We start from the raw sequence: 24,397 nt of genomic DNA, 5'->3' as shown, positions 1-24,397 counted from the left end.
CCTGTTATCCGTCCATGTGGGCCAGTTTCGCCGCCAGCGCCGCGTCGATGGCCTTGAGATCGTCAGCCGAAAGCCGGAGCGTGCCGGCCCTTGCATTGTCGAGTGCCTGTGCCGGGTTGCGCGCACCACAGAGGGCAAAGGTCACGCCCGGCTGCGCCAGCGTCCAGGCAACCACCACCTGGGCGACGCTCGCGCCATGCCGCTCGGCGACGGGTCGGATCGCCTCCGAGAAATCCTTCGCCTTCTGCCGGTTGGCGACGGAAAAGCGCGGATTGTCCTTGCGTTGGTCGTCACCCGAGAAAATGCGATCTGGTCCGATGGTGCCGGAGAGCAGGCCGAGTGCCAGCGAGGAATAGCTGAGCGTCGACACGCCGTTTTGAACAGTGAGCGGCAGCAGGTCCGCCTCGATCCTGCGATCGATCATGCTGAACCGCTCCTGGATCGCATCGAGTGATCCGGTTTGAATGTATTGCCGAAGCTCAGGCCGATCGACATTGCTGGCGCCGATGGCACGGATCTTGCCGGCCGCCTTCAACTCTTCAAGCGCCCGCACCGTCTCCTCGATCGGTGTCGTTACGTCCTGCCAGTGGGTGATGTAGAGGTCGATGTAATCCGTGCCGAGCCGGCGCAGGCTTTGCTCGACCTCATGGATGATCGAGTCGCGACCGAGATAGCGGTGAACCGGTTTGCCATCCTGATCGAAAAAATGCTTGCCGTTCTGCGTATGCCAGACAAGGCCGCATTTGGTGGCGATGACGGCCTTGTCGCGGCGGCCGGCGATGGCCTTGCCGACGATCTCCTCCGAGCGGCCGAGGCCGTAAGCCGGCGCCGTGTCGATGAGGGTCACGCCGGCATCAAGCGAGGCCTGGATGGCGGCGATGGATTGCGCCTCGTCGGTGCCGCCCCACATCCAGCCGCCGATCGCCCAGGTACCCAGCCCTACGGCCGAGGCCGCGACGCCGGAGCGCCCGATCTCGCGGATCAACTGTTCGCCGCTCATGCCGAAAACCCTTCCCCGGATGCTATTTCAAGGATACGCGCCCCGGTCGCCTCGTCGGTGACGAGCGTATCGAGATGGTTGCCGCGCAGCACGCTCAGGATGGAGCCGGCCTTGTTGAGGCCGCTTGCCACGCCGATCTTGGTCGGGATCGCCGCGAACTCCTCAAGCGTCAGCGAAACCAGTGCGCCGTTGAGACTGTAGTCGCAGACCCGGCCTTCGCCATCGAGCAGATGGGCGAGCAATTCCGCCCTTGCGCCGGAATGTTCGATGGCCTTTCGGTCCTCGCTGGAAGAGGGGTGCAGGTCGTAATAGGTCGAATCCGAGCTCAGGATCGAGCCGATGCCGACGACGGCGACCTTGGCTTCCCGCGCCCGCTGGAAGACATCGGCGACGGCGCGCATGTTGATCAGCATGCCCCGCTGCTCGGCATCATCGGCAAAGAGCGGCGCGTGGATCTGGTAGGAGCGTCCGCCGAGCCGATCCGCCATCAGGGTAGCGACGTGGTTGACGTCGGTATAGTGCTTGCCCTGCACGCAGCCGGTCGCGGGGATCACCTCGACATCGAAGCGACGAGCGGGCTGCAGGCCGGCGACGACGGCGCCGACACCCTTGCCCCCGGTGATGCAGATGGTGTCGCCATCGGCGATCTCCTCGATCAGCAGGCGGGCCGCCGCCTCGCCCACAGCCTGCAGCGCCGTCTGCGGATTGTCGGATACGGTCGGCACCACCACGGCACGGCTGATGCCACCGAGCGCCAGTAAGCGTTCTTCCATATCCACCAGCGGCTCGACCGGCGATTTGATCTTGATCTCGACGAGGCCGAGCTGGCGGCCGCGCTTGATCAGCCGGTTGACGGTGGCATGCGAGATGCCGAGCTGGTCGGCGATCTGTGCCTGCGTCAGGCCTTCGAGAAAATGCAGCACGAGCGCCTGGTGCATCTGGCGCGCGATGACGATTTCCTCGCGCGGCGCTGTCGTCTTTTGTTTCAGTTTGGCGATTGGCATGTCAGGCGGCCTTCCGCTTGTGCAGGAAATGGTCGATGGAAACGGCGGCGAGCAGAATGCAGCCTTTGATCATGTCTTGCCAATAGACGGAGACGTCGAGCAGGATCAACGACGACGTGACGACCGAGAGCAGCGCGATGCCGAGGATGGCGCCGAAGATCGTGCCGGAGCCACCGTTGAGCGAGGCACCGCCGATGACCGCCGCCGCGATGATGTTGAGTTCCATGCCCACGCCGAAGGTCGGGGTCGCCGCCCCGAAGCGGGACATGTAGATCACCCCTGCGACACCCGCGAGGGTCGAGCAGAGAACCGTCACCCAGAACTTCACCTGGTTGGTCCTGATGCCGGAATAGAGCGCCGCCTTCTCGTTGCTGCCGGTATAGAACACCTTGCGGAAGGCGGTGGCCCGGCGCAGCAGGAAATCGAACAGGACGACGACGGCGACGAAGATCAGGATGACGTAGGGAATGCCGTGGAAGGTGCCCTGTCCAACCGCCTTGAAGCCTGCCGGCAGGGTAAAGAGCGAGAGCGGCGTGCCCTTGGTGATGATGAGGCACAGCCCGCGCACGATCACCATGCCGGCGAGCGAGGTGATGAAATGGTTGAGCCCCACCACGGTCACGAAGAAACCCATGATCGCGCCGATGACGCCGCTGGCAAGAATGCCGATCAGTGAGGCCGTCCATGGATCGAGCCCGGCAAGAAACAGCGAGCCGGAGAGCACCATGGCGAAGCAGACGACCGAGCCGACGGCGAGATCGATGCCACCGACGATGAGCAGGATTGTCATGCCGACGACAACGATGCCTTCCACCGAAAAGCTCATCAGCATGGCGCGGAAATTGCCGAGCGTTAGGAAGTGTGGCGAGGCGAAGCTCATGGCGAGGCAAAGCGCCAGGATGATCGCGATCAGTCCCGCTTCGCGCATGCTGCCGATGCGTTTGAAGTGCCCCGTTTTCGGGATATCCGCCGCTATCGTGTCGATTGCCATTTCCGTCTCTTTCTCCTTATGCGGCATGATCAGCCGTCCTTGCCGCACTGACCCCCGATGCAAGGCGGATCACCGTTTCTTCCGTCATATCGTCCGCGCCCACTTCGCCGGCAATGCGCCCTTCGCGCACGACCAGAACGCGGTCGCAGAGCCCGAGCAGTTCCGGCATTTCCGATGAAATGACGACGATGCCGATGCCCGAGCGCGCGAGATCGCGCAGCAGCCGATGGATTTCGGTCTTCGCGCCGACATCGATGCCGCGTGTCGGCTCGTCCATCAGGATCACCTTGGGTTTGACGGCAAGCTGCTTGGCAATCGCCACTTTTTGCTGGTTGCCGCCGGACAGCGATTTGACCGGCGCCTCGACGCCGCCCATGCGCACCGCAAGCCGCCGCGCCAAATCCTCCGCCAGCGCCGCCTCGGCGCGACCGTTGAGCAGGCCGGCATGGTTGGTGAGTGCCTTCAAGTTCAGCACCGAGATATTCTGGGCGATCGACATCTCCAGGAACACCCCGGAGCCCTTGCGATCTTCCGACAGATAGACGATGCCCGCCTTGACCGCATCCGCATAGGCGCGGATTGCCTGCGGCCTGCCATGCAGGCGGACTTCGCCGTCGGCATGGCGTAGCCCGCAAATGCCTTCGGCGATCTCCGTGCGGCCGGAGCCGATCAGGCCACCGATGCCGAGGATTTCACCCCGGCGCAGATCGAAGCTGATGTCATGGAATCGAGCACCATCACCGAGGCCATCCACTTCGAGGATGGTTTCGCTAGAGGCGACTTCGGCCCCGAGCTTTTCCGGATAGAGCTGGGTGATCTCGCGGCCAACCATGCGGCGCACCACATCATCAGCCGTGACATCGTCGATCTTGTCGGTGCAGACATACCGACCGTCACGAAAAACGGTCACGCGGTCGCAGAGGCTGAAGATCTCGGCCATGCGGTGGCTGATATAGATGATCGAGATGCCGTTCGCCTTGAGGTCGCGGATGATGGCGAAGAGCTGCTGCGCCTCGGTTTCGGTAAGCGCTGCGGTCGGCTCGTCAAGGATGAGCACGCGGCAGTCGAGCGTCAGCGCCTTGGCGATCTCGACAAGCTGCTGACTGGAAATCGGCAGATCCGCGACCTTCTGGCGGACGTCGATGGCGGCGAGCCGGTTCATCACCTTTTGGGCATCGCGCTCCAAAGTGCGGTAATTCATGAAAGGGGCACGCCTGCGGTTGGTCGCGGCCATGAACATGTTCTCGGCCACCGTGGCATCAGGGCAGAGGGCGATTTCCTGATGCACCAGACCAATTCCGAGCGCCTGCGCGGCAGCCGGTGAAGCGATGCGGACGGGTTTTCCATCGACACGGATTTCGCCTTCGGTCGGCTGCAGCACGCCAGCGATGATGTTCATCAACGTTGATTTGCCGGCGCCATTTTCGCCGCAGAGCGCATGGACCTCGCCGCGCTCGAGCGTGAAGTTGACATCCGTCAACGCCCGGATCGCCCCGAAATGCTTGCTTATGCCATGAATGGTGAGCACCGGCTCCGCCATCGTCATTTCCTTGTTCATGACCGGTCCCCGATCGAGACGGCTGCGATAATCTGTCTTCTGCCCAGCACGGAAAAAGCCGAGGTTACAAGGCGTTGAGGGGGTAGTGCGGCAAGTTCTGGCCCAACCATCCCCCTCATTTGGCCCTCCAGGCGCACCTTCTTTCCGAAGGTGACAAGGGCCGATGCACTTACTCCTCGATACCCTTCGTGCCGCGGCGCTTCAGGTACTTGTCCCAATAAAAGTCGTCGGCATTCTCGGCAGTGACGATCGAAAGACCATTGTCGACCACTGGGATGCTCATCGGGTTGAAGCCCGATCGCTTGGCGTCGTTCATCGGGTCGATCAGCTCCGGATGCTTGGCAAGCCACAACAGCATGAAGCCCATGTAGCCCTGCATGCCCTGGTTCGGGTTGATCGAGCCGAAGACTTCACCGGCCTTGATCATGTCGAGAATGTTGGCGTTGACGTCGGCGCACATGACAAGAACCTTGCCGCCATTTTCCTTGGACGCCTGTGAGGCGCCGATAGCGGAGTTCGCTTCCGGCATGAAGACCGCGCCGAGATTCGGATTGGCCTGGATGATGCTGGAAAGCCCCTGATAGGCCTTGGTCGGGTCCTGGTTAGAAGCGGCGCGACCGACCAGCTTCATGTCGGGCCACTTTTCCTCCATACGGCCGATGAAGGCGGCGATGCGCTTGTCATGATTGTCCTGGCCCGGATTTTCCAGAACCGCATATTCGCCCTTGCCGCCCAGCTTCTCGGCGATTGCGTCGGCAGCATAGATACCTTCGCGGGTGTTGTCCGAAGTGATGAACGAGACGCGCTTGGAAAGCGGCGAGTCGGCGGCAAAGGTGACGACGGCCGTACCCTGCTCGGTGGCGCGGTTGATCGGCTCGATGAACGGATCGGAGTTCATCGGATGGACAAGGATGCCGGCCGGGTTCTGGGCCAGCGCCTGATCGAAGGTGGCGATCTGCTTGTTGACGTCATATTCCGGTGTACCGGTATATGCGGTTTCGCAGCCGAGCTGCTGACCGGCCTGCTTGAACATCTCGTAGACCGGGAACCAGTATTCCACACCCGAGACCATGACGTTCATGACGTATTTTTCACCCGGCTTGCAGCGGAACGGACTGTCCGTTTCCGCGGATGCCGTGCCCGCAAAAAGCGTTGCTGCAAGGACCACCATGGCGGTCGAGCTGATAAATTTGCGCAAGATTCCTCCTCGAGGCCGAAGCCCCTCCCAAAAGCCTGAGGGCGTCACGTTGACGCCGCTGATCGCGTTGAAATCGAACTTCCTCCTCGAAGTCCGATGAGAGCAATAAAGGCGAAGATCAAATGCGTGTCAATATAATTCACGCAATGAAATATATTTCACGCAATACGATGCGGGGAAAGTGTCAATAGAATGCGGGGGAAAGTGTCAATAGAAATCCGGTGAAACCGTTAATAGCGTCCCGGTGAAACTGACAGTACACTTCGGAGAAATGACGAAGCCCAGATCGGTCACCGCAGGTAGCGCTGCTTCTCGTCCGTCGTGTCCTCAGTCCACACCTGATCTTCGATACGGTCTGCCGCACCTTGCCAGTATCCGCAGAGGTGATCAGACGGCGTGCGGTGGGTGACCGTACGCCGCACGTCGGCGAGTTGCCAGCGCAGACCCATGTAGCGGGTGTCCTCCTTCCAGGCGACCATCGCCATGTACCAATCCAGGTACTTCACCGAGAAGCGGTGGTGGATGCCGTCGGACGAGCGCTCGGCGCGGGCGAAGAAGTCGGTACCGTCCTTGGTCTGGTAGGCGTGGGCTGCTTTTCACTTCGGACACCAACCTTGTGGCATTTGCTACCTAACCATTCGCGGGTCGGTGTCCCGCCTGCGGCAGATAGAAACGGTGTCCGTTGGCGCTAACAAGTCAACGTCATCAGGCGAACACGGACCCGCACATTTGACGATCAGGCCGACCGAAATCTCACAACGGAGAAGCGATATCAGTGATGTGCGTGTCGGGCGTCGGTACCGGCGGAAACCGCTCGGTTGCAGGCCTCTCTCAACCTCACCTTTGCCTCTTCGAGGGCCTCCTCACCGTATAAGGTCACGAAGCTCTCTTGATAGTAGCCATTCGCCGCCAGTCCCCCATGGATTTCCATGGGCAGCGCATGCGGGGAAAGCCGACTGATCTCCTGAAGATTATCCTTGCCGACCGTCTCCATCAGATGAAGGCTATGTTTTCCATCGACAATCACGCTCACCATCGAGATTTCCCGCCCCGGGCTTGAACGGTCGGCCGGCATGATGCGGCATTCGACGGACATCTCTTCCGGCAACCCGTGCTGCTTGCCTTTCTCGGCCTCGGGAAAGATCGAATAGCCAACGATCTTCGCATTGCTGGTGGCCGGCCTGAAGGCATGGGCGTTCGGCTGGCGGACAGGGTGTTCGCAGAGAAGAGCGTTAAGGCGGGCCAGTATGGCATCTGCGGACGCGACAAGGGGCTGACTTCCGAGCATCGTCAGGCGGAGCTGCCCGTCCTTTACGCGAGGTACGCTGAAGATGAAGTTGGGACTGTTGAAATTCCTCTGCACGATCTTGAACGCAATTTGGGAATCAACGAGGTCGTAAAAGAGACCGGATGGGATCACGGCACTTCTCCTTTGAGAGTCTTGAAACACCAAACGAGAAACAAGGGCTGGGGCAACGCTGATCGCCGCATACAAGGTGGCAGCGAACCGAATCGCTTTCACTAGGGTCCCTTTTATCCCGTGCTGTGTCAATTTGACGGAGCGGAAGCCGAGAAGCCGGCTTAAAAGCGCAGTGATCCCAGTCAGCGCCGAGCGCCTAGGAGAGACACCACCCGAGCCCCATGAGCGCCTGCCGCAGTTGGGTGACGACGTCGATTGGCGTATGTCTCGAGGTGATGAACGGCAAGCCTTTGCGACGTGCCGTCCACCCCACGACCGTGACGTCTCTCGCTGCCGGCTCGAAGTGCCGTGCCAGGGCAAAGGTCTTGCAGTCAATTGCGGCAAGGTCTGCTGCGCCTTCAGCGACCGCCTTGATCGACCGGCGGTGGCTGCCGCTCTGTTTCCGATGCGAGAAGATGTCGAGCGTCTCGCCCATGCCTTTAAGGTCTGACGCCAAGGCCAGAATGCCGGACATCGAGTCGACGTCATTGTAGGAAAATCGGCGACCGCGCAGCAGGTCGAGTGGAATAGCGGCACTGCCGTCAAGCGGGGACGGCATCGCGTTCGCTTCCCCGCCACGCATTATTATCGCACTCGAATAGCGAGGCCCCTCTCCTCCTTCGATACCGTCGTAGCCGGGTTGGCCGACTATTTGAATGTGATCGGCCAGGCCACGCTCCATGGGACCCCAGCATGCCTGTGCGAGGAGGAGTTCAGGATGTAACCAGAGCGAGTTTAGATCGAGCTCGCTGGCCTGCAAATTTGCCGGATCGGAGGCTATGACCTTTCCGCCAGCATCCCGGAGAGTTCCGGGGATGGAAGGAAGGTCTCTGCGCGTGCGGGCCAGTCGTTCCGGGGCGTCGATGCCGCGGCAACGCAATTCGTCCCGAAGCTGCTCCCACTGCGCATCGGTCTCCGTTCGCACCTCCGGCCAATCGTACATCGGCAATGCGGCAATCAGCCCAACGGAACCGGTGAATTCCTTCGTTGCAAGGAGCTTCTGATCTGATTGCTGTAGCGGCATTGGATGTTATCGCGGTGGGAGGATGATCACTATTAAATCGATGTCTCGGTCGATGCGAGTGTCGTATAAAGCTGCCGGCCTCGCGAAGCATGTTCGCTTCGAAGTCTGAAGCGCGGCCGTTGTCAGCTGTCGACAGACAAGCCCGAACGATCAACTATGTCCTCGATCAGGCCCTTTTTCATCATAGCGGCGCGGTCGCACATATGGGCGACGACGCCGGGGTCGTGGCTGACCAGAATGAAAGTGATACCCTGTGAGGTCTTGAGGTCGTTCAAGAGATTGAGGATCCCCGCCTGTACTGAAACGTCGAGTGCCGAGGTTGGCTCGTCGAGCAGCAGCAATTTGGGTTTGAGCAGCAGCGCTCGGGCTATGGCCACGCGCTGCCGCTGTCCACCGGAAATCTGGTGCGGGTAGCGCTGCGCAACCGCCGCCGGTAGCCCGACCTGGTCGAGCGCAACACGCACGCGTTCGGTAACGTCTGGTATGCCGCGGATTGACAGCGGTTCGCCCAAGATGCGCGCGATGTGATGGCGAGGATGCAGCGACGAGTACGGATCCTGGAACACCATCTGGATCTCCTCGCGCAACATCCCGGTGATCCTGCGTCCCGCCGCCAGGGGCTGACTGAAGACCGAAATGTCGCCCTGCCAATTCGTGTTCAACCCGGCGATTGCGCGCAGCACGCTCGTCTTGCCGCATCCTGAAGGTCCGATGAGACCGAAGGTTTCACCAGCGGCAACGTCGAAGGAGACGCCGCGTACGGCCGTGAAGCCCTGAAAGGTGACAGAAAGATCCTTTACCGCCAGCGCGCTCACTGCTCGTCCTCGTAAACCGGCAACCGCGTGCCATAGGTGGCCGCCGACGGTCGCGCCGCCCAGAGCGCGCGGGTGTAGGGCGATCCGGCATGGGAGAGGTCGGCGGATGTCATTTCTTCCTCGATACGTCCCTGCCGCATGACGAGCACACGGTCTGCGTAGCGAGACACCTGCTGCAGGTCGTGACTGATCAGCAGCAGGCCCATGCCGAACTCCTCCGTCAACGAACGCAAGAGCGTCAGCATCTGGTCCTGCAGGTCACGGTCGAGAGCCGAAGTCGGCTCGTCGGCAATGAGCAGCTTCGGCCGATTGATCAGCATTGCTGCGATCATCACCCGCTGTCCCATGCCGCCGGAGAGTGCCGCCGGATAGCTCGCGTAGATGCGCTTTGGATCCGGCAGTCCGACTTTCTCCAGCATGTCCAGTGCCCGCTCGCGTCGCTCGACCGCCGAAAGCTTCGTGTGCAGAAGTAGCGCCTCTTCAACCTGCCGACCAACCCGGTGCGCCGGATTGAGGGAATATCTCGGATCCTGCAAAATCAGACCCAGGCCTGTCCCGCGCAGTGCGTTCCAGTCAGCGCTCGAACGCGTGGTGAGGTCCTTGCTGTCAAAGACCAGGCGTCTGGCACGCATCACTGCGCCGCGCGGCAGGAGACCCATGATGGCTCGTCCCGTCATTGACTTGCCAGAGCCGGATTCTCCAACGAGCGCCAGGATCTCGTGTCCGACTGAAAAGGAGATCCGGTCGACAACGGAAACCAGGCCTGCATCGGAGGGAAAGGAGATCGAAAGTTCCTCGGCAGACAGAAGCGGTTCAAGCATGGCGCGGATCCAGAATGTCGCGCAGGCCATCGGCCAGCAAGTTGAAGCCGAGCGAGGCAACAAGGATGGCGAGCCCGGGCGCGGCGGCGACCCACCATTGATCGAAGATCACCTGCGTGCCCTCGGCGACCATTGAACCCCACTCCGCCGTCGGCGGTCGTACTCCAAGGCCAAGGAAGCCAAGGCCGGCGGCAGCAAGGATGATGCCTGAAAGATCGAGCGCCAGCCGAATGACGGCCGATGGCAACACCAGCGGAAGGACATGTCCCCAGAGCAGCCTGGCCCCCCTGATGCCGACCATTTCGGCTGCCGCGAGAAAGTCGCTCTGCCTGAGCGCTCCGGTCTCGACGCGCGCCTGACGGGCGTAGGCCGGCCAACTCGTCAAGGCGAGCGCCAGGGCACCGTTGATAAGCCCGGGCCCCAGGATCGCAACAAAGGCGAACGACAACAGCAATCGCGGGAAGGACATGACGATGTCGGTGATACGCATCAGGATACGCTCCGTCGCGCCGCCGAAAAAGCCCGCGAGCATACCAACGGCAATACCGAGCGGTGCCATCAGCAATGCCACAATGAGCACCAGGAGCAGGGTCGGCCGTGCCCCGTAGATCAAGCGTGAGAGGATGTCGCGTCCGAAGCCATCGGTGCCGAGCCAGTGGGCAGCACTCGGGGCCATGAGGCGATTGGCCGTTTCCTGCAGATTCGGATCGTAGGGCGCGACAAACGGCGCAAGCAGCGCAATCGCGAGGATGAAAATCACGATGCCACCGCCCGACGCCGCCGAAGGGGACCGAAGCATCCGCCAACCAAAGGACATCCCGCCGATCCGCGCTTGTTCGATGGCGCTCATCGCTTTCTTTCCACTTCCAGCCGAGCCACGGCGAGATCGGTTAGCGCGTTGAGAAGCACAAAGGAGGCACCGACGACAAGCGTGGCTCCCAGGATCGCAGGCATGTCGCCCGCAAACATCGCCGTCGTCAGGTAACGTCCGATCCCCGGCCACGCAAAGACAGTTTCGGTCAGGACGGCTCCCTCAAGTAGGCTTGCATAGGAAAGGGCAATCACAGTCAGCAGCGTCCCGGAGATGTTCGGCAGAATATGGACGAAGACAATCCGCCCCAGGCGGGCTCCTTTTGCTCGTGCGGTGGTTACATACTCCTGGCCGAGCTCGGTAATGATCGACGCCCTCGTCAACCGCGAGATTGCCGCAAGAGCATGAATGGCAAGCACGGTCGCCGGCAATGCCAGATGGGCCAGCGCATCGCGAAAGGCACCAGGCTTGCCGGAACGCCAGGTGTCGATCAGCGCGAAGCCGGTGACAGGCTTGACGGTGTACTGGAACACGACATCCGCCCTGCCCGGCCCGGGCGCCCAATGCAGCCGGGCATAGAAGAGCAACAGCAGCAAGAGGCCGAGCCAGAAGATCGGCACCGAATAGCCAAACAGAGATACAAGGCGGCAAACACCGTCGATCCATGTCCCCTGCCGCATTGCCGCGATGATGCCGAGCGCCAGGCCGATCGTCGCGCCAAGGACGATTGCCGTCGTGGCAAGCTCTATCGTCGCCGGAAACGTACGGGCGATATCATGCGCGACCGGCTGACCGGTCGAGATTGACTGGCCGAGATTGCCAGAAAGCGCCGTCTCGACATAGCGCAGGAACTGCAGCGGCAGCGGCTGGTCGAGCCCGAGTTCGAGCCGCGCCTGTTCATAGGTCGACTGGCTGGCATGGTCGCCAACGAGTTGCAGCGCCGGATCGATCGGGGAAAGCCGCGTCATGGCAAAGGTCACGATTGCCAGCCCAAAGAGCGTCAGTGCAAAGGACCACAGCCACTTGACAAGGGGCAAGACGAAAGACAACTCCCGCCAGCTTCTGTGCTGGCGGGAGTTGCTCATGTCGGCATTAGGGGATGTTGCCGCCTGCGGCACTTATTTTTCTACCTTGTCGTAATAAACCTGGTCTGCGTTCAGACCTTGGGCATAGTTCTTCACCTTGTCGCTTAGCACGACCTGGTCGTTGCCTTGAAGCGTAAAGATGTAGGGCGAGCTTGCCTGGATCTTCCTTTGCAGATCCTGATAGAGCGCCGCGCGCTTGGCGGGGTCCTGTTCCTTGACGGCAGCAAGCGTCGCGTCGGTCAGTTCGGGGATCACCCAGCCGGCCTGCTTGGCAACCGTGTTGGCTGAATTGTCCTTGTTGATGGCGAAGGCACTGGCGTTCGAGTGAGCGTCGAAATAGTCCGGGATCCAATAACGCAGGGTCATCTCGTATTTGCCGGCGCGTCCACGGGCATAGATGTCGCTTGCAACACCCGGCTGGATGTCCAGCGTGATGCCGGCCTGCGCGAAGGTCGACTGCAGCGACTGCGCGATCGAAAGGAACGGCTGGTCGTTGAAGACGATGAATTCGATCTTGAAGGGCGTCTTGATACCGGCATCCGCCAGAATCTTCTTCGCCTTGTCGACATCGAGCTTGAAGGGGGTATCCGTCAGTGCACCGGGGAAGCCTACCGGCAGGAACGACTGATGGACGGTGCTCTGGCCACGCAGCAGGTTTTTGGCAATGCCGTCATAGTCCACGAGGTAACGCGCACCCTCCCAGAACGCCGGATTGCCGAGCGTCTCGTTCGCCTTGCTGTTCAAGAGGATGTAGTCGGTGCGGGCAGAGGCAACAGAGAGGACCTTAATGCCGCTCTTATCCTTCAGCGCTTCAATCTGGTCGGCAGAGAGGCCCCGGGCGATATCGGCATCGCCCTGCTCAACGAGCAGGCGGCGGGCGCCGACGTCCGGCACGTTGCGGATGATGACACTCTCGAGCTTCGGCTTGTCGTTCGAATTGGCATTGGCCTGGAGCACCAGCGCCTCGTGGGGCGTGTAGGTGCCGATCGCGTAGGCACCGCTGCCAGCCGAATTGGTCTTCAGCCATGCATTGCCGAAATCGTTGTCCTTTGCGTTTGCGGCAACGGTCTGCTCGTCGACGATCGAGGCGATCGGCGCCGTCAGTAGCGACAGCGCGAAGCCTGAGCCGACATCGGCCGTCCAGGTGAGCTTCACATGCTTGTCATCAACCTTGGTGACGGCAGCATCGACATTATCGGCCTTCCAGCCGAGCTCGTTCAGGATGAAGGCCGGCGACTTGTTGAGCTTGACGGCGCGCGTCAGCGAGAAGATCACGTCCTCCGGCCGCACCGGGTTACCGGAGGCGAACTTCGCGTCGGCGAGCGCAAAGGTCAGGCTCTTGCCGTCGCTGCCGGCGTCCCAGGAGGCGGCAAGCGCCGGATCGATCTTGGTGCCGTCATCACGATTTGACTGAACGAGGCGCTGGTAGAGATTGTTGAAGGACTGGACGGTGGTGAGCTCGAAGCCCTCAGCCGGGTCGAAGCTAACGGCGTCATCAATCGACTGGGCAACGACCAGAACGTTCTGCGGCGTTTCGGCATGGACCGGCGCACCGATCAACAACCCAAGGGTAAAAACGGTGCCAAGCAATTTCGCACGGCGAGCAATAAAATTCATATGCATATCTCCACAAACTAGTGCCTAACGCGGCAACCGCGCTTGGTAGCCGCCTATTGGCCGCAAAATAGCTGGGCGCTCGCGGGCCACGAGTGCGGATCGTTCCATTTATCTGTTCCTCGATGGAAAATCTTTCCGTCAGGCACCACTGGCAGCGCGGCTAGCTCGGCGCGCGCCCATTTGCCGGATCCATATGCTTCACGGTTCCTCCCGTGGCAATGCAGAATCCAGTGGAGCCTTGGCGTGCAGGATGAAACAGACATGCCCGGGCGATTGCATTTCGAGCAAACGCGCATTGTAATTGACCATCGGGTGGAAAATCAGGCAGCGCTTAATGGACCCAACTCACATGTTCGAGCTGGTGATCGTGATGTTCTTGGCGATCATCGCGTTGCATTACGCTGCTCGCCGGTTTGGCTTGCCGCCCTCCGTAGCGCTGCTCGCCGGAGGTGCACTGCTTACCTTTCTGCCGGGTCTGCCAGCCATTGCCATTGATCCCGATCTGGTACTCGTCATCTTTCTGCCACCACTGTTGATGGACGGTGCCTGGTTCATCGCTCTCGGCCGGCTGCGCCGCCACATGATCGGCATTGCTTCGCTTGCCGTCGGTGCGGTATTTTTCACCTGCGCCGTCGTGGCAGTGGCGGTCCACTTCCTCTTTCCTTCGTTGCCATGGGCGGCCTGCGCGGTTCTCGGGGCGATCGTGTCACCACCCGATGCGATCTCCGCTCGCGCCGTGCTGCAACGGGTCAAGCTGCCCCGCCGCCTTCAAATCCTGCTCGAGGGCGAGAGCCTGCTCAATGATGCGAGCGGTTTGGTGCTGTTCCGGTTCGCCATCGCCGCCGGCGTCACGGGTGCCTTCAGCACGGCCGAGGCGATGGGAAGTTTCTTCCTGCTGGCGCTCGGCGGCGCCGCCGTCGGGATAGCCATCGGGACGGTGTGGGTGGTGTTTGTCCGCCGCCTGAACGACGAATACCTGATCATAGCGGCCACGGCCCTGCTCGCCTGGATGTCCTATATGCTCGGCGAAATGATCCATGTTTCCGGCGTCATCGCCACCGTGACGACGGGCCTGATCGCGGGCTGGTATCAACATACCGTCTTTTCGGCCTCGGCGCGCATGCGCGGCACGTCGTTCTGGACTGTGATGATCTTTCTGATGGAAGCCTCGGTTTTCATGCTGATCGGGTCATCCTTGCGGGGCGTGGTCGAACGTGGCGGTGGCTTCGGCGTCGTGATCGCCACCATGGGATTGCCGATGCTCGCGGTCCTGGTCGCACTTACGCTTGCGCGCTTCGCTTGGGTGTTTGGATCAAACCTTGTGGTCGAATTCTGCAAGGTCCTGGGCCTTAAGCGATACACGCCGCTTGGCCTGCGTGCTTCAGTCGTTCTGAGCTGGGCGGGCGTTCGCGGTGTGGTTACACTTGCCCTGGCGCTGAGCGTGCCCGAAGGCTTTCCCGGCCGCGATTTCATTTTGGTGACGTCGTTCGCCGTCATTGTCGGGACCGTACTGGTCCAGGGCACGACGCTGGGGCGCCTGATCGAATGGGCAAAGCTGATCGAGCCGGAGTCAGAAAAGGCGCGCCTCAACCTGAGCCAGGCCGAAGCCGCCATGGCTCAGGCGCAATTGGCGACCATAAAGGACAGGGCCTATGACACGGAAGGCAACCTCATCCATCCTCGTCTGCTGGAGCGCTATCAACTCAGGGCCAAGATGATCGTCGACTATATCCAGAAAACGGAACACCACGACGTTCTGCTCCATGCCCATTTCGATGTCGTTCTGGCGGCGATCGCCACCGGACGCCGTGAACTGATCCGTCTTCACCGCGCCGGTGATATCGACGACGAAACGCTGCACGAACTCGAACGAGACCTCGATCTCGAAGAATTGAGCGCGCTTTCCGCCAAATCCTAGCTGTCGCGGATCGTGACCTAAATCTCGCTGCGCCTTGAAGGACATTCTCCTGCAGCAAACGGTTGTCCCACATGACGTTCGGCGACGTTCTCAGGCTACTCGACCAGGTTTGACCAATGCCAGGGCTGGAAGAACGGCGACACGCCATGAATCTAGCGCCTAGATCCGGTGTCTGGCGCCAGTTCGTTCGACCAGGTCGGCAGAGGCTCCGGGCCAGTCCTCCAATACGGACCTTATTGAATTAACGTCCATGAGGTTAAATGCTGTCGACAACGCATCTGCCGTGGTCGCGTCATCAGCGATAACGGTTACTCTCCGATAGGCCATCGGCGCGCTACCCGTTTTCGGGTGGAGGATGTGCCCGAACTTGCCGTCTTCGTCGAAGACGAAGCCAGTCGGGCTGGACGTGGCGACCGCCCGATTTACGATGGACAGCACCGCATCGGGATCCAGGCTGTCTTCGGTTGTGGCCAACCCGACATGCCATGGCGTTCCATCCGATTGTGCGCCGACCGCCCGTTCCTCACCCATGTTCACAAGACAACTGTCGAAGCCTTCGTTCCGTAACATATAGGCTACTCGATCGGTAATGAACCCCTGGGCAACGCCATTCAGGGTCATCGCCATTCCCCGCTCGGCGAAGGCGATGCGGTCCGGGCCATACCTTACGGCTTCGAAGCCGACCTTGCCGAGAGCCCTGTCCAGCTTGGTCTGGCTGGGCCCGAATTCATCTCCATGCCCCGATGCAAAGTGATCGCGATACACCTCCCATACCGGCTGCACGGTAGGATCGAACAACCCGCCGGTCCTTTTCCAGACCCGCAGACACTGGTCGAGCAAGGAGACCATCTCTGGCGAAGACACGGCAACCCCACCTACCCGATTGAGTTCCGCGAGGATCGAATCGTCCCGATAGAGACTGAAGATTCCTTCTAGCCGAGCAACTTCAAGAACGATCTCATCTATTAACCGCCGAGCCTTCGCCATATTGCCGTGATGAAGGACCAGCTTGGCCCGTGCTCCGAGTGCTTGACCGGTCCAGACGACGACCGGCGCATTGGCTTTCGCGGGAAAGCTGGAGTAAAGCAGCGGAAGTCCGGCTGCGGCTGCGAGAATTCCTATGGCACGTCGTCTGGTTACGGCCCTAACCATTGGATTCAATCTCCGTGCTCGCGGGTGCGCTGGTAGACGTTCCGAGAACATCCTGATCCTTGATCTCCCCGAGGATCGAAACTCTGCCGCCGTTCTTTTTGGCAAACTCTTCGGCGTCTGCCCGAACCGAGAAAGGAACGGTTTCCGGTGCGCCCATCCCGCCGTGAACCTTGCTTCCCACAACGAAGAATGCGCGATCGGCTTCAACCCAGTTTTGACTTCCCGGCGCTTCCCAACTGGTAGCGTGGCTCATGTCCGATACGTAGATTGCAGCGATGTCCTTTGGTTCTTCCGGAAGCCGGGTAAATGCAACGGCATCACGCGACGAACTGAACCAGACCGGCTTTCCGCCATTCTTTAGGATAACCTGTCCCTTTGGCCCCGCATGCTCCAGCACGTTCATGCCGCAGAAATGATCCACGGCATCGGAGGTAAGCTCCAACGGAGGAGGCACGATGGTCTCGGCCTTCTCGCAAGCGCTTAACAGAGATGCCATAAGGACGACTGATATTGCGAACGAGCGGTTCAAAGTTCTCTCCTGGAAAAACGAAGCATGGCCAACGATAGAGGGACGGCAACCCATAAGGCCAAGGATGCCATCAGCACGGTCGGAGACAGCTTCGAACTCGCTGCGATACCGGAAAGTGCTGAGACAGAGCCGGCCGTTTCCGATCCCAGGTTGAGGAGACGGTAGGCATCGGTCGGATTGGCCATCAGAAGTATGCTTAGCAGCCCCGGCGAAAATCCAACGCCCTTCGTCGACACGATCGCACCCAGCAAACCCATGTCGTAGATGATGACGAAAAACAGCCATACTCCCAAGGCGATGCCCCCGGCCGTGCTCCTCTGGCTGACAGTCGCGCTAACGAGATATCCGATAGCGGTGAAGACCGATCCAAGCAGGATCGAGGATCCAATCATGGCGCCGAACGCCGTCCAACTGTCCGCAGTGGTCGGCGTACCGGCGACAACGAGCGCCAGACCCGCCGCGCCGTAGCCCAATAGAGTGGCGAACGAGAGTATGAGTATGTGCGCCAGGAATTTTCCGAACACAATCTGGCTACGCGCTACCGGATAGCTCAGAAGCAGGAGAAGTGTTCCACGCTCCAGTTCTCCAACGATCGCATCGTGCGAAAGCAGCAAGGCAATGAGGGGAACAAGAAAGATCGTGAGACTGGCAAGACTGACGATGACGATATCCAAGCGGCCCGCGCCGACATTGCCGGTCGGCGCACTGCCCAGAAACGAAAGCGTCAGCGCCAGCGACGCAAGTAGCAAGGTCACCGCAATGACCCAGCGGTTTCTCAACCCTTCCTGGATCTCCTTTCGGGCAATGATCAGGATATTGTTCACGGCTTTCTTCCCTGTCGTTGGAGGAAATGCGCATAGACGTCATCGAGTGTCGGCTCGATGACAGTCATGCTGGTCAGTGCAGCCGGATCGGATGTTACAGCCGACAGAACCGCGATCTTCTCGCTATGGTCGACACTGGCTTCCAGAAATTTATCCTTGCGCTCGGTCCATCGCACCGGCCCGTCAAACCACGAGTGAGCAGCGGACTCGCTGCTCGGCTTGAACCGGATCTGGGTCGGCAGGCAGGCAATCTGTCGGAGTTCGTCAAGCGTTCCGTCGGCGATCTTGTTGCCGCCGTTGATGATAACGACGCGTTCGGCCCGTTCCTCAAGCTCGCTGAGGGCGTGGGAGGAGAGAAGTACGGTCGTTCCCTTTTTCTGGAAGTCGAGGATGAGATCGTAGAAACTGCGTCGTAGTGCTGGATCCAATCCACTGGTGGGTTCGTCCAGGAGGAGAAGGCGTGGCTCTCCGAGAAGTGCCTGTGCCAGGCCCAATCGTTGGCGCATTCCCTTCGAATAGGTCCTTATCGTCCTGTCGGCAGCGTTCTGCGCCAGGCCGACCTGATCGAAGAGATTTCGCCATCGATCCGCCGGCACGCGCTTCAGCTTCGCATAGAACGACAGAACCTCACGTCCAGTGAGCGCCAGATGGAAAGTGACACTCTCGGGGAGATATCCGACCTCCCTGCGCACGATCAGGTTCCCGGAAACCGGGTCCTCGCCAAGGACGCGCACCTTTCCGTCGGTCGGTCGAAGAAGCCCCAGGATCGCTTTGATCAACGTCGTCTTGCCGGCTCCATTGTGACCGACAAGTGCAACCAGCTCTCCCTCGCCAAGGGAAAACGAAACATCGTTGATCGCGGCGGTATCGCCATAAAATTTCGAAACGTGTTCGAGAGAAATTGTCGCCGTCATCGTGCATTCTCCAAGGGTACGGGCGGCCTCATCAGGGGCTTGCTGTCAATCACGCCGCCCGGCAGGAGCGAAGGGAATTGCGACTGCGCCCATCGGATGATCTGAACCGCGGGACTTGTGGTCAAAACCTTGGCTTGCGGGGCTGTCCAAAGAACAGTGTCGATGATGTCATTGGGGCGATAGGGACTGTCTGCTATCCCGTCGCCATCGAGATCGAACGCGGGATTGTCACTCCAGTAGTTACCTCGACCATTCTTCGACCAATCAAGGTAACGCGACCCGACGTACTTTACCTGGTTCCGATTGCTTACGAACGCATTGCCGGCAATGGCGTTTCCTTCGGAGCCGGCTGTAAAATGTATGCCGATCGCACAGTTCTCAAACACGTTGTCTTCAAGGACATTCCGGTTTGCGTTGTAAAGAAACACGCACTTCTCCGGTCCGAGCTGCGTCCCCTGCCCTTCGGCAAGTCGCGTCTCGATGCCAGGCATGTCGCTGGCGTCAGCCCTTGTTCCACCCAACAGCCATCGATCTGATGGCTGGAGGCGGCCGGTGACCCTGTTTTGCCTTATGGTCGAGCCGTTGGCAAAGTTGAGGAGCAAGCCGTGATCCCGGTCGCCATCGGAAACATTTCCGGTGATCTTCAGGTGGTTCGAAAACATGATGGCATAGCCGACCAGGTTGCCCACTGAGACGTTGTCGCTGATTTCGCTGTCGTTGGTGTACATGTAGTGGATGGCGAACCGCAGGTCGCGGAAACGGTTTCCCTTGAAGACATTGCGTTTGCTCGCGTTCGTCGAGATGCCGTCCTTGCCGAAACTAATGTCATTGTCCACGATCATTGCTCCCGGGGCGTTCCACAGTGAGACGCCGCTGCCGGCCTCGCTCATCCGACCCGACGCCATTCCGATGATCCGGTTGCGTTGGGCGACGGAACCGGCGGCACCGTGCAAATAGACACCGTTCAGGTTTCCCTTGATCGTGTTGTCTTCGACCACAGCATGGTCAGCGCTTTGGCTTACAAACACCCCGGAATCGAGCGCAGACAGATCAGAACCGGATCCTTCAATCTCAAGACCTCGCACAATAGCTCCTGGCGCCGTGATCGTGATCACGCTTCCCTTGCCATTGCCCACGACGGCGGCGCCAGACTGGCCTTCAAGCACGATCTGCCTGCTGACAGTCAACGGTCCGGCATACCGGCCAGGGGACAGCCGTACGATGTCGCCATCTGCGGCGGCATCAAGGACGCGTTGAACGGTTGCGGCATCCGCCGCCGCAAGCTGGAATTCTGCGGCGCGAACATGGGCCGGAATGGCGGTCGTTGCGACCGCCATTCCGAGGAGTGCTATTTTGCCAAGGGGCGGCATCATGCTGCCTTTGGTTCAACGAGCATGCGACCCTGCATCTCCATATGCATCGCATGGCAGAACCACGAGCAATAGTACCAATAGACGCCTGGCTTATCGGCGGTGAAGGTCACCGACGCGGTCGCCTGCGGCGCGACCTCCATCTGGATACCGTAGTTTACGATCGAGAAGCCGTGAGTAAGATCCTCCACGTCATCGATGTTGGTAACGTAGACGGTCACCTCGTCGCCCTGCTTGACATTGAATGATTCAAGGCCAAACGCCGGGGCCGCCGACGTCATATAGACCCGCACCTTGTTTCCATCCCGGATAACCTGGGAGTCCGACAGGAGGTCGATGTTGTCCTTCTTGGCCTGAGCGACAGCATCGGCGAAGAAGACGTCGTCCCTTTTCCAGACACTTACGGGATTGATCTTCGACGAATGAACGATGGTCGCGTCGTGTGGTTCGGCGAAGGTGGGATTGTCGTGAACGAGAACCATCTTGTCGCCGGAAATGTCGATCAACTGATCATTCTCCGGCTTCAGGGGGCCGACGTTAAGATAGCGATCCTTCGAGAACTTGTTCAGCGAAATGAGCCACTTTCCGTCCGCGTCTTTGGTCTGGCCCATTGATGTGTGGTTGTGACCCGGCTGATATTGAACGTCGAGTTTCTGACGGATCGGGTCGACCTTCTCGCCCTTAAAGGCGCGGATAGCGTCTTCAATGTTCCACTTGCAGATCTGGCTGTCGATGAACAGGGTGGTGTAGGCATTGCCGCGCCCGTCAAAGGCCGTATGGAGCGGCCCGAGGCCAAGCTGAGGCTCGGCGACGACCGTGTCGCGTGGTTGAATCTTGTCTTCGAACAGGTCATCGAACTTGCGAACGTCGAATACGGTGACGGTAGGAGACAGCTTTCCGTTGGCGACGACATGTATTCCGTCCGGAGCCGTGTTCATGCCATGCGGGCTGTTCGAGACCGGGATGTATCGCGTGTAGGCGGAGCCGTGGCGGCCGTCGAGAACGGGAACGCCGCCGATCTCCTTGAAGTCGCCCCGCGCGACGGCATCTTCGATCCTCTTGAGATTGAAGACAACGACCCAGTCCTGGTCCTTTGCCATCGTCTCCGGAAGATTGACGCCTTCTTCGGAGTTGTAGCAGGTCGCAAAGCAGTACTTCCCCTGATAGTCGGCATCGACGTTGTCGAGATTGCCATCGACGATGAGCTGCCAGGCAACCTTCATCGTTTCGCCGTCGACGGCCGTGAAGACAGCGTGGTACTGCTTGCTATCGTCGAGAATCTTGCCGTCGTTCGGGATCGGAACGCGATCTTCGCCGTTGCAGAACACATATCCGGTCTTGGGGTACTTCTGCACACGAAGTCCGTGGACCGTGTGCTGGTTCGGAAGTTCGATGATCTTGTCGCACTTCATGACGTCCAGACGGATTCTGCAGACGCGCGTGTTTGCCTTGTCATTGGCAAACAGGTAGCGCCCATCGTAGGTCCCGTCGGTAAAGGAGGGATGCGGATGGTGCAGATCGCCGTTGTGGTAGACGCCGCCGCGAGTGGACAAGAATTCGCGCGTTTGAGGAAGCAGACCGTCCGTGAGTACCTTGCGGCTTTCGTTGGTAAGACCCCAGCCGGTCGCGCTGCAGCGGTTGTAAACCGGGATACGCATGAGTTCTCTCATGGATGGGAGACCAACCACTCTGATTTCGCCCGATTGCCCTCCGGACACGAACACGTAGTATTCGTCGAGTTCGCCAGGCTTGACCTCATGGTTCAAGCCTTCCGCGCGCGCCGCCGTAGCCGTGGCTCCGGAAAGAGTCAGAGCGCCACCGACGCCGGCCGCGCCGGCTGCCGCCGCGAATGCAGTCGTCCCCAAAAGTTGCCGTCTGTTGAACAATGGATGCTTTTCTTCAGTTGTCATTTGCGTCTCCTTGGTGGGTATGTTCACGCCGGCTGATCCGACGCGGAATCTGCTTTCTTGATTGGACTACCCTTGTAGGTAACCTCGACCTTCTTCTTGGTGGTGACCTCTCCTCTGGATTCAGGTGTCGACAGCGCCATGAACTTCTCGCGCTTGAGGCGGACCTGGATCATGTGCGGGCAGCGGTGGTCGTCCTGGTACAGCTCCTGGCAGTGCATGCAGTAGATGCACTCGTTCACATTGATCTGACCTTCGGGATGAATGGCCTGAACCGGGCATTCCTTCGCGCAACGCTGGCACGGCGAGCCGCATTCAGGCCAACGCTTCAGCCACTCGAACATCCTGATCCGCCCGGGAATGGCGAGCGCTGCGCCCAGCGGGCACAGGTAACGGCAGTAAAAGCGCTCGATGAAGAGTCCGGCGACCAGAAGTGTGACCGCGAACAGCACGAACGGCCACTGGCGTGCAAACTTCAGGATGATCGCAGTCTTGAACGGCTCTACCTCGGACAACGTCTCGGCAAGCGCCATCGAATAGAAGGAAAGGCCGAAGAGACCGAGGAAAATGATGTACTTCAATGGCCAGAGACGCTCGTGCAGACCCCACGGCAGCTTGACCTGCGGCACCTTGAGCTTCTTGGCGACGTTACTGGTAAGCTCCTGCAGTGCACCAAACGGGCAAAGCCACCCGCAGAAGGGTCCGCGGCCCCAGAACAAGAGCGCCGCTGCAACCGCTGCCCAGAGCAGGAAAATGAGCGGGCCTGCCAGGAAGAACTGCCAATTGAACCCCGTCACGAGAGCATTGGCAAAGGTGAACACATTGACGACCGAAAGCTGCGCGTTGGCGAACCACCCCAGCCAAACAAGGGTAAATAGCAGATAGCCGTTGCGGACGTAGGCGAACAGTTTCGGCCGGCGGACAAGCCAGTCCTGAAAGAAGAAGATTGCCGTCAACGTCAAAAGCGCACCGATCGTTATCGCGATCTTGACGCGGCTTCCCTGCCATATCGCTATCCAGAGCGGAGCTTCGCCCTCGTCGACGGTTGCTTCTGGCTGCGGCACGCGCGGCGCTGTGGAGACCGGGGCGGCAGCAGGCGTCTGGCTTGCTTTCTCGACCTTCACATAGGGTGTGGGGAGCGAGTAGCCGAGGTTATAGGGTAGCACGGCCTTCTGTGTGCCCTCGCCGGCGCGCTGTACCAGGAGCTGCAGCTCCCAGGGTTCGGTTACATCGAAGGTGAAATCCTTGGGAACGGCGAAGAGGGCGATTTCCCTCAGTCGGGGCGCGCCGGCTGCTGCGAGCGCCGGGATGCGGGTATGGTCGTGGTCGTGGAATCTGACACCTTGCCCGTCTTGAAGGAGTTCGATCCGATCGAAGATCCCGCCGCGCACATATCCTGACCCCTTGAAAGAGTAAGCACCGTCGCCGGCAACGAGGATTGCTGCCTGATCCGGCTGCAGTTGCTTGCGAAGCCGTTCGTACAGGGTGTCACCGAGCAGGCTGCGGCCAATGATTGGAACGCTGACCGGAGCAACATAGAGATCAATGAATCGTTCGGTTTCGGGCGTCGCTTCCGGTCTTGCGGCAGCCGCGTCCTGACTCGATGTGCGGAAAGCCTCCGAGACCTCACCCACAGTCAGCCGCAGGCTGCGGATCGACCCGTCTCCAAGGAGCGTTTCCCAATCCTGCGTGCCTACCTTTGCCTCGTCGACACGCTTAACTTCCGTTGCGACCGACGCTCCAGCGGTTTGCTGCTGACTGTCGAGCCGATGGGCACGAATAAGCTTCACGGCCGAGCGGACTACGCTATCCCCCATGACCAAGACGGTCACTGTCGCACCGCTGACGATGTCGACCTGCGGAGGACGATCGAGACCAGCGGCGACACGTCCGAGATCTTTGCCGATGATCGAATTCAATGCCGCGACGACACGGGCCTGCGGAATGCCAATGAGGACGATCGGTTCCTTGTGATCGACGAGCTTGATACCGCGAATGACGCCATTGGCCGCAATGCCAACCACGATGTGGATTGGCTTTCCGGAATAGCCGGCGGACGCCGTGAAGTCCGAATTCAGGTAGGCGTAACCGAGAACCTCGCTCCCGCGGAACACCGGGGCGATCGGAGGTTCTCCCTGCGGCGGGCCAAAGCTGTCTGCTCCCTGGAAAAGTTCTGAGGGCTCTACCTTTTGGATGTAGGTCGCAAGCTGATCAGCGGCGCTGCAAGCAACGGCAGAAAACCAGATTGCAGCAAGCACGAGTAGCGCTTGCAAGCAGGTTTGCAGCCAAGGTCTCGATTTCAAAAGCATTCTTCCCCGTACACCCACGTTGGCGGTTTACGGTGAAAGGTGTAGTCGCGACGCAGCACCCCATCTTTGACATGTATCAAACGGGAAGATC

General features: G+C 60.1%; 21 protein-coding genes. 1 reads left to right on the top strand and 20 read right to left on the bottom strand.

The window, feature by feature from the left end; genetic code table 11:
- Positions 1 to 4: 4 nt before the first annotated feature.
- The 13 genes from AS026_RS06145 to AS026_RS06085 all read right to left on the bottom strand — a co-directional run bounded on the left by AS026_RS06145 (position 5) and on the right by AS026_RS06085 (position 13,383).
- Positions 5 to 1,000, bottom strand: coding sequence for an aldo/keto reductase (locus AS026_RS06145; RefSeq protein ID WP_062368990.1), 996 nt, complete (start codon positions 998 to 1,000; stop codon positions 5 to 7).
- On the bottom strand, positions 997 to 2,004 hold the full coding sequence (locus AS026_RS06140; RefSeq protein WP_062368989.1) for a sugar-binding transcriptional regulator: 1,008 nt from the start codon (positions 2,002 to 2,004) through the stop codon (positions 997 to 999). The genes AS026_RS06145 and AS026_RS06140 overlap by 4 nt, the downstream gene beginning before the upstream one ends.
- A gap of 1 nt (position 2,005) precedes the next feature.
- Positions 2,006 to 2,995 (bottom strand): ABC transporter permease, encoded by a 990-nt coding sequence (locus AS026_RS06135; RefSeq protein ID WP_018855992.1) that lies wholly within the window; start codon positions 2,993 to 2,995, stop codon positions 2,006 to 2,008.
- Between the two features lie 16 nt (positions 2,996 to 3,011).
- Positions 3,012 to 4,535, bottom strand: coding sequence for a sugar ABC transporter ATP-binding protein (locus AS026_RS06130; RefSeq protein ID WP_062369105.1), 1,524 nt, complete (start codon positions 4,533 to 4,535; stop codon positions 3,012 to 3,014).
- Between the two features lie 187 nt (positions 4,536 to 4,722).
- Complete coding sequence (locus tag AS026_RS06125) at positions 4,723 to 5,751, bottom strand: substrate-binding domain-containing protein (RefSeq protein ID WP_062368988.1); 1,029 nt, start codon at positions 5,749 to 5,751, stop codon at positions 4,723 to 4,725.
- 290 nt (positions 5,752 to 6,041) lie between these two features.
- Entirely contained in the window at positions 6,042 to 6,257 is a 216-nt protein-coding gene (locus tag AS026_RS06120; RefSeq protein WP_245307369.1) for a hypothetical protein, read from the bottom strand.
- A 266-nt stretch (positions 6,258 to 6,523) separates the two neighbouring features.
- Complete coding sequence (locus AS026_RS06115; protein WP_062368986.1) at positions 6,524 to 7,171, bottom strand: hypothetical protein; 648 nt, start codon at positions 7,169 to 7,171, stop codon at positions 6,524 to 6,526.
- Between the two features lie 196 nt (positions 7,172 to 7,367).
- Positions 7,368 to 8,153, bottom strand: a complete 786-nt coding sequence (locus AS026_RS06110; RefSeq protein WP_062369104.1) for a phosphate/phosphite/phosphonate ABC transporter substrate-binding protein — start codon at positions 8,151 to 8,153, stop codon at positions 7,368 to 7,370.
- A 203-nt stretch (positions 8,154 to 8,356) separates the two neighbouring features.
- On the bottom strand, positions 8,357 to 9,049 hold the full coding sequence (locus AS026_RS06105; RefSeq protein ID WP_062368985.1) for an ABC transporter ATP-binding protein: 693 nt from the start codon (positions 9,047 to 9,049) through the stop codon (positions 8,357 to 8,359).
- Positions 9,046 to 9,870 carry an ATP-binding cassette domain-containing protein gene (locus tag AS026_RS06100; RefSeq protein ID WP_062368984.1) on the bottom strand — a complete coding sequence of 275 codons (825 nt, stop codon included), beginning with the start codon at positions 9,868 to 9,870 and terminating at the stop codon, positions 9,046 to 9,048. Before AS026_RS06100 ends, AS026_RS06105 begins: the two co-directional genes overlap by 4 nt.
- On the bottom strand, positions 9,863 to 10,720 hold the full coding sequence (locus AS026_RS06095) for an ABC transporter permease (RefSeq protein ID WP_062368983.1): 858 nt from the start codon (positions 10,718 to 10,720) through the stop codon (positions 9,863 to 9,865). Before AS026_RS06095 ends, AS026_RS06100 begins: the two co-directional genes overlap by 8 nt.
- Positions 10,717 to 11,799, bottom strand: a complete 1,083-nt coding sequence (locus AS026_RS06090) for an ABC transporter permease subunit (protein WP_100248125.1) — start codon at positions 11,797 to 11,799, stop codon at positions 10,717 to 10,719. The genes AS026_RS06095 and AS026_RS06090 overlap by 4 nt, the downstream gene beginning before the upstream one ends.
- The gene (locus AS026_RS06085) at positions 11,800 to 13,383 is read right to left on the bottom strand and encodes an ABC transporter substrate-binding protein (RefSeq protein WP_062368981.1); all 1,584 of its coding nucleotides are present in this window, start codon (positions 13,381 to 13,383) and stop codon (positions 11,800 to 11,802) included.
- Positions 13,384 to 13,717: 334 nt separating this feature from the next.
- Between AS026_RS06085 and AS026_RS06080 the strand changes: the two genes are divergently transcribed.
- The gene (locus tag AS026_RS06080; protein ID WP_062368980.1) at positions 13,718 to 15,301 is read left to right on the top strand and encodes a Na+/H+ antiporter; all 1,584 of its coding nucleotides are present in this window, start codon (positions 13,718 to 13,720) and stop codon (positions 15,299 to 15,301) included.
- Between the two features lie 159 nt (positions 15,302 to 15,460).
- On the opposite strand, the gene AS026_RS06075 is transcribed toward AS026_RS06080, so the two are convergent.
- From AS026_RS06075 to AS026_RS06045, 7 genes are read right to left on the bottom strand one after another with little or no spacing between them, the layout of a single operon-like run.
- The gene (locus tag AS026_RS06075; protein WP_062368979.1) at positions 15,461 to 16,453 is read right to left on the bottom strand and encodes an FAD:protein FMN transferase; all 993 of its coding nucleotides are present in this window, start codon (positions 16,451 to 16,453) and stop codon (positions 15,461 to 15,463) included.
- Complete coding sequence (locus AS026_RS06070; RefSeq protein WP_082728456.1) at positions 16,446 to 16,982, bottom strand: nitrous oxide reductase accessory protein NosL; 537 nt, start codon at positions 16,980 to 16,982, stop codon at positions 16,446 to 16,448. The genes AS026_RS06075 and AS026_RS06070 overlap by 8 nt, the downstream gene beginning before the upstream one ends.
- Positions 16,979 to 17,806 carry an ABC transporter permease subunit gene (locus tag AS026_RS06065; RefSeq protein ID WP_062368978.1) on the bottom strand — a complete coding sequence of 276 codons (828 nt, stop codon included), beginning with the start codon at positions 17,804 to 17,806 and terminating at the stop codon, positions 16,979 to 16,981. Before AS026_RS06065 ends, AS026_RS06070 begins: the two co-directional genes overlap by 4 nt.
- Complete coding sequence (locus AS026_RS06060) at positions 17,803 to 18,720, bottom strand: ABC transporter ATP-binding protein (RefSeq protein ID WP_062368977.1); 918 nt, start codon at positions 18,718 to 18,720, stop codon at positions 17,803 to 17,805. The genes AS026_RS06065 and AS026_RS06060 overlap by 4 nt, the downstream gene beginning before the upstream one ends.
- Positions 18,717 to 20,093 carry a nitrous oxide reductase family maturation protein NosD gene (locus AS026_RS06055; protein WP_062368976.1) on the bottom strand — a complete coding sequence of 459 codons (1,377 nt, stop codon included), beginning with the start codon at positions 20,091 to 20,093 and terminating at the stop codon, positions 18,717 to 18,719. Before AS026_RS06055 ends, AS026_RS06060 begins: the two co-directional genes overlap by 4 nt.
- A complete protein-coding gene (nosZ, locus tag AS026_RS06050; protein WP_062368975.1) occupies positions 20,090 to 22,000 on the bottom strand; it encodes a TAT-dependent nitrous-oxide reductase in 1,911 nt (636 codons plus the stop codon). The genes AS026_RS06055 and nosZ overlap by 4 nt, the downstream gene beginning before the upstream one ends.
- Before the next feature lie 23 nt (positions 22,001 to 22,023).
- A complete protein-coding gene (locus AS026_RS06045) occupies positions 22,024 to 24,306 on the bottom strand; it encodes a NosR/NirI family protein (RefSeq protein ID WP_062368974.1) in 2,283 nt (760 codons plus the stop codon).
- Between the last annotated feature and the right edge of the window lie 91 nt (positions 24,307 to 24,397).

This window comes from Rhizobium altiplani, assembly GCF_001542405.1.
GTDB classification, from domain to species: domain Bacteria; phylum Pseudomonadota; class Alphaproteobacteria; order Rhizobiales; family Rhizobiaceae; genus Rhizobium; species Rhizobium altiplani.
This window is presented reverse-complemented; position numbering and strand designations above follow the sequence as displayed.